This is a genomic window from Moorena sp. SIO2C4 (assembly GCF_010672485.1).
GTDB lineage: Bacteria > Cyanobacteriota > Cyanobacteriia > Cyanobacteriales > Coleofasciculaceae > Moorena > Moorena producens.
Map to the genome: position 1 here is coordinate 1 of NZ_JAAHGN010001118.1, position 2,383 is coordinate 2,383.

Below are 2,383 nucleotides of genomic sequence, written 5' to 3' on the forward strand. Positions count from 1 at the left end.
GAAACCTAAATCTTTGATTTAAACGCTTAGGTCGAATTGCCCTCTACTTTTTCTGGTTCCGACCTGCTATACGCAAGACAGCTCGTTGAAGTAAGAATCCCCGTCCTTAAAGGACGGGGAGTGTCAATATCGCCAACATTGACCACCCCACGGGTTGTTTCCAATGCTGTTGCTTGGTTTTCCTGTTGCCAGATCCGTGTCACTATACATTCGGTGACAATACTCAGTCGGGAATCAATCTGACGTTTTTTGGCTTCTTCCTGGCATTTTATTACCTGATCCAGAAGTGGCCCTGGTGTGGAAAACTTTTCCACGTCAGTGGATGTAATCGTTGGAGTGCCGACCGCAATCTGAGCATGTTCGACGCGGGTGGCTGACTTAATATCCTGAAGATTCTGCTTCAATCTCTCAGTTAGTTGATTTTGCCAGTGGTCAAAGATATTTCCGGTTTCTTCGTGATTGGCTCCAACCACATTCAGCAACATTTTCGCCGTCTTGAAATAGTCTTGCGCTGCCTTAATCGTTGCTTGAGGCCAACCGTTCATTTCCTCTGTTGTCGGTTCAGGACACCAGGCACTCCATAGGGTGGAAGCACCTCCGAAAAAGGGGATTATCCCATGCTGCCATTTAATATATTTATTAAGATTAAGGGTCTTAGATGATAAAGTCCAGGGAAAGGTTTTTAACGCCTGCTTGAGTAACAGTTTTTGGTAGGAGTTCGGTAAGTTTTGAACGTGTTCTGGCAGGAAAAATGACCCGCGTTCGATGAGCAGAATTCTAGCATTATCATCTTTTTTTAGAACTCTCTCAATAAAGCCAAGAGCACAAAAGCCACTGCCAATAACGATATAGTCAAATTGTTTTTCTTCTCGCGTCTTTTTCCATTCACTGGGGGAGAGAAAAAAGACATGGTTCATGATGTCTTGACTATTAAGTTCCTGTTGACCCGGCGTGGAATACCCATAATTAAAATTGGGTGATGATAATACAGTCATCAACGTTACTCTATTTAATAGAAATTACAGCTATATAGTCAGCGTTAATCGCTTAATTAACTCTTGATGTTGTGGATAAATTTCCATCAATTTTTCCAACTGATTAGGAGTAGGTTTTGTGGAATCGGTTGGATGCCAACCGGGCGCTAGAGTAGTACCAACTAGCGCAAAAGAATTGGCTTCAAGCATTGTCGCCCCAAACCAAGTATCATGTGGGGCAACTGCCTGAAAAACTTCACCCGCGTCCAAGTTACTACCCAGCTTAATTTTCCGGTAATTTCCATCATTGGGGAATATATGAAGAGCCAATGGGTTACCTGCGTAAAAATGCCATATTTCATCTTGCTTGAGTTGATGAAGTGCTGTAACATCATTATTCTGCAGGAGGTAATAATTGACTTCCCACAATCTACGCTCATTGCCACCTTCAGAACCAGCTATCTGAGAGACTGTTTTTTCTGATTTAAGATGTGAGCGAAAGTAGCCGCCAATCTCTTCTAATTTATCGAGTTTGAGTTTCTCGATCCAATACTGTGCATCTGGCATTTTAACGGTTCTTCATTATTTATTAAATATCTGGTTCAATGCGTTGAAACCTGTCTGAAAAACACCATCACCTATCAACTTAATCAGATGCTTTTCGTCTTGGGGGTCACAGTCGAATATTGCTGTCCATTCAGCATAAGTTAGATCTCCATCTGTGATTGGCTTAAGCTGAAATGTTGCCACATAGTTCGTTAATGGCATGGGGGATTCGAGAATTGAGTAGGAAAATAAATAATCTAAGTCGCTTAGAACCAATAGCTTCTCTCGAATATTCCCCCCTTCTTTGAGATTAAAATTACGAATACAGCCAACTTTATCGCTGGGTTCACCATTTTATATGTAACTGTTAGCAATAGCTGGATGCCAGTTAGGCATAGCATTAAAATCTCTGATCTTCATCCAGACTTTATCAATATTAGTATTGATAACAGCACTTGTAAAAACTCTAGTCATTCTGTCGATATTCTCTATACTAATCTACTCGATTATTCAACAATTAGGACAAAATTAACAACATTAAATGATACAGTCATCAACTTTTGTCAGGTTTCCATGTCTTTTTTCTTCCTGACCTAGACAGGTCCCACAAGGGCGCAAGTGAGTAAATAACCATCAGACAAGACAAAAGACCCGACCTCTGAGATAATACCATACTCAGTCGCCGCGATGGCTCGAAGAGCCCGCCAAAGGCGATCGCAGATTGCCAATGAAACAGCCCTGCCAACAGGCAGGGCAAACGCATCTAAATTCTATAAGCCTTACTCAGAAGCGATGCAGTGCGGTCTTGGGGGGAAACCCCAAGACCGCACTGCATCAAGAGGTGCGCTTTCCGTTGGCGAATA

At 42.1% G+C, this 2,383-nt stretch carries 2 protein-coding genes and 1 pseudogene; all 3 read right to left on the reverse strand.

Annotation, left to right across the window (positions count from 1 at the left end; all coding sequences use genetic code 11):
- Positions 1-26: 26 nt before the first annotated feature.
- The 3 genes and pseudogenes from F6K20_RS34460 to F6K20_RS34470 all read right to left on the reverse strand — a co-directional run bounded on the left by F6K20_RS34460 (position 27) and on the right by F6K20_RS34470 (position 1,994).
- Positions 27-995 (reverse strand): hypothetical protein, encoded by a 969-nt coding sequence (locus F6K20_RS34460; protein WP_287297798.1) that lies wholly within the window; start codon positions 993-995, stop codon positions 27-29.
- Positions 996-1,025: 30 nt separating this feature from the next.
- Positions 1,026-1,541, reverse strand: a complete 516-nt coding sequence (locus F6K20_RS34465) for a cupin domain-containing protein (RefSeq protein WP_071106500.1) — start codon at positions 1,539-1,541, stop codon at positions 1,026-1,028.
- 15 nt (positions 1,542-1,556) lie between these two features.
- Positions 1,557-1,994, reverse strand: a pseudogene (locus tag F6K20_RS34470) (SRPBCC family protein).
- Positions 1,995-2,383: the final 389 nt, after the last annotated feature.

Excerpts from the sequence above, each read along its gene's own strand:
- F6K20_RS34460 (WP_287297798.1), bottom strand. The coding sequence starts at position 995 with ATGACTGTATTATCATCACCCAATTTTAATTATGGGTATTCCACGCCG.
- F6K20_RS34465 (WP_071106500.1), bottom strand. The coding sequence starts at position 1,541 with ATGCCAGATGCACAGTATTGGATCGAGAAACTCAAACTCGATAAATTA.